The following is a 3,516-nucleotide window of genomic DNA, read 5'->3' on the forward strand; positions in this document are numbered from 1 at the left end:
TTCAGAGGTGGATTAACGGAGTTCAGAGGTGGATTAACGGAGTTCAGAGGTGGATGAACAAGTCTTTAATCCCCCTCATCCCCCAATACGGTTCGGTTAGTATATTTGGCTCTCGGAGATCCCCCCAACCCCCTTAAAAAAGGGGGCTTTTCCTCCTATTTACCCCCTTTTTAAGGGGGTCGCCGTAGGCGGGGGGATCTTAACCGAACCGTATTGCCTCATCCCCCTCATCCCCCACTCCCCACTCCCTGATGTTTTTCCAAAATCTTTTCGACTCTAGGTTTATAAATGAGATGAAATAAGGTTTCCATGTAGCGATCTCTAGCTTCGTTATTTTCGGGAGCAACAAAGTTCCAAAAACTAAACATTTTAGCAAGCAGTAGTAATTGATTGCTATGTAAATGCCAATTATATTTGTGATGAATTCGCTGACTCATCCATTCTGAAACTTCTTGCCAGTATTCAGGATGAGTATCGCATTGTTCAAGGAAGTCTAAAATTTTCGTTGCTGTTCCTTCTAAATCTGTAGGATTAACATTAAATTGGTTTTCTTTGTTCTCGATAATTTCTAAAGAACCGCCAAATTGAGTAGCAAAAGTTGGCAAGCCAGAAATCATCGCTTCCAAAATACTCCGACCGAAGGATTCAAAACGGGCAAAATGGACATAAATTCCTTGAGAATCTGCAACTACTCGGTAGGCTTCGCCGATGTCCCGGCTAGGAACACGCATCCCCACCCAGCGAATCTTGCCATCAAGATGATATTGGTCGATAATGTCGTGGAGTTTTTGAATTTCTTCTGCTTCTTCTGGGTTGCTAGCTTCGTGTAAATGCAGTTTAGTAGTTAATAGAATCAGGTTACAACGCTCTTGTAACGCTTGACTTTTACCAAAACATTCAGCTAAACCAGTGAAATTTTTGATTGAATTGATGGTATCAAGGGCAAAGATTGGGCGATTATTGGGGCGTTCTAAATAACCAAGAATTTGTGGATCTTCGCGGCTAAAGAGTAAGTCGTGAACTTCTGTGCAAAGTTTAGGATCTCGCTTTTCTTTTTGGCTGTAGGGAAAGAAAAGATTTTCATTTACTCCCGGCGGCACGAAGTTAAATTTAGGACTAAACAAATCAATGCCATCAACTACATGATACAACTGCGGCATCGTAAACCACTTGTATGACTCGTATTGACCGATGGTATCAGGCGTACCGACAATTTCTTGATAGGACGATGTGATGATAAAGTCAGCTGCATTCATGCTAATCAAATCGGCGGTGAATTGTGCCGAAAAATGATATTTATCTTCTAAATCTTGCCAATATAAATTGCTAAATAGATATTTAGGTTTTTCTAAGGAGTGGGCAATATTACACTGGGTAACTTTCATCCGGCGAGATAGCAGAAAGGCTACTAAATTACCATCGCTGTAATTGCCAACAACTAGATTAGGTTTGCCTTGGAATTGAGCTAGTAATTCTCTTTCTGCATCTACAGCAAATTGCTCTAAATAAGGCCAAATATCGAATTTAGAAATCCAATTATTCGTAATCTCTGGATTGAATTCACCAAAAGGAATGCGCAATATCCAAGCATTTTCAGTATCTTGGACTTTTTCTAAGGGCAAGTTACAAAATGTGCCTTCACAGTTAGGAATTAATCGAGTCAGAATAATCACATGGGGTTTAATACCTAGCTGGTCGAGTCCAGCGAGTTTGATTTGTTCGCGCAGTTCGTTTTCTAGGCTGCGAGCTTGTTCGAGGACGTAGATAACTTGACCGAGTGTTTCATCTCTTCCCAAAACATCCTCCTGTCCAACCCAGCCGTGGACAGAAACGAGGACGACACGAAAGATGGCGGGGACGCGGGCCACAAAAGCTTCTAAAATGGCAGGTTCTGGAGAGTAAATGAGTCGGTCGAGGAGTTCTAAAGTTTCAGAAACTCGCGCCGCAGTGTTACCCCAACCCGGCTCAAAGCCGAGTTCTTGGAGATCGAAGCGGAATTTTTCATAAGGTTCATCAGGCGATCGCTCGCTCAGGAATTTGAGCGCTAGCTTAATTTGTTTGGCTAACTGAATACCGGAGTCAATGCGATCGCTCAATAACAGGCGAATATCATTGCATTGCAGCCTATGTAATGCTTTAAATAACATTTCTACCCAATATTCAGAGTCAGTCAACAATTGATTGCACAGGTAACGGTTGAGAAAGGCTAAACCTTGACCAATATTTCTCGCATCGTCAATTCTTGGAGAACTCTCATAGAAGGGGTGGAGGTCGATTTCGAGGATATGAGGTTGGTAACGGTTGACTAAACGATCTCTCACATCTAACAGCGCTTGAGGCGTCATCTGCTCGAACCTGCTAAAATCGGCTGTCAGTTGCCAAACTTGTTGATTCGCAATCCTCGGTCGAATCACAAACCAAGTTCTTCCCTCTTCGAGAATGATTTCGTGGGTATATTGTATTAGTTTGCCAACAGAAGAAGAGTGATAAAAATAGGCTGGCTTTTGGGATTGATGACAGTAATCAGCAAAGAAGAGCAAAATCTCATTTCTTAGGAAGTAATTCTTACCTGAAGCACTCAACGTATAAATCAACTGATGTAGAGCAGTTTTCTCATCACCGTTGGAGAGAGCTTGAACTAGTTCATACATGATGACGAATTCCAGAAATTTAGTTAGGTAATAACCTCATTTTTCTTTCCAGTTTTCGGTTTGCTGAGGTATATTCCCCAAACGATCGTAAATTACTATAAAAATCTTTGCGTCTAGCTCTGGGATGAAAGACTGTAAGAACTTCAAATCTATGGGATGAGGAAGTGGGAGAAAAGGGCAAAAGAGTATCTTTTGCGTTAAGGTCTAAACTCTAGATATCAAACCTAAACTAATAACTTTTTGCAGTGCTTTTTCAAAGTCTATACCTTGTTTTAGGGCTATATACAAAAATACTATTGCAGCTGAACGAATTGAATTATCACAATGTATCAGAATCGGTTTGGGTAATTCAGTGATAGTCTGATACATCTGGAGCGTACTTTGATGATTAATGTCTTCACATTCAGTTGGAAAATTAACATAATACAATCCCAAAAGTTCAGTTTTTTCCCGTTCATTAGCCAGCCAGCCTGTTTCGTCAGCCAAACGTAGATTAACTACACACTTATAACCCTCATCAGCTACTTGTTGCAGCTGAGCTAGTGTAATTTGTCCTGCGATCGCTAACTCACGATTAATTTCTCTAATAATGTTCATCAGCCGGATTAACTCCATTTTGCCGACATTGCCCTAGCTTTAACCCTAGCAAAGAAATTTGAGGAACTTGTGAGGAAATCATCAAAGTCTAGAGAATTGGAGCATTGAGCATGGTGAATCAGATCGTGCAGTGAGAAAGTTTGCTGTTCGAGTTGAGTAATTCCTGCTTCTAAGAAGATGTTTGAAAAGTCGTGATTAGGACTTACGCATCGTACATAAACCTCGTCTACGTTGAAACCCGTAGTTTTTCCTCATCTTCTTCAAGATG

Annotated in this window: 2 protein-coding genes; both read right to left on the minus strand. The window is 41.0% G+C overall.

Annotated features, from left to right (window positions below):
* Positions 1–227: 227 nt before the first annotated feature.
* Entirely contained in the window at positions 228–2,651 is a 2,424-nt protein-coding gene (locus RM049_RS19335; protein ID WP_322705299.1) for a sucrose synthase, read from the minus strand.
* A 204-nt stretch (positions 2,652–2,855) separates the two neighbouring features.
* Complete coding sequence (locus RM049_RS19340; RefSeq protein ID WP_322672670.1) at positions 2,856–3,248, minus strand: beta-lactamase hydrolase domain-containing protein; 393 nt, start codon at positions 3,246–3,248, stop codon at positions 2,856–2,858.
* Between the last annotated feature and the right edge of the window lie 268 nt (positions 3,249–3,516).

The sequence above is a fragment of the Nostoc sp. DedQUE04 genome (assembly GCF_034530995.1).
Classification (GTDB): Bacteria; Cyanobacteriota; Cyanobacteriia; order Cyanobacteriales; family Nostocaceae; genus Nostoc.

Excerpts from the sequence above, each read along its gene's own strand:
- RM049_RS19335 (WP_322705299.1), bottom strand. The coding sequence starts at position 2,651 with ATGTATGAACTAGTTCAAGCTCTCTCCAACGGTGATGAGAAAACTGCT.
- RM049_RS19340 (WP_322672670.1), bottom strand. The coding sequence starts at position 3,248 with ATGAACATTATTAGAGAAATTAATCGTGAGTTAGCGATCGCAGGACAA.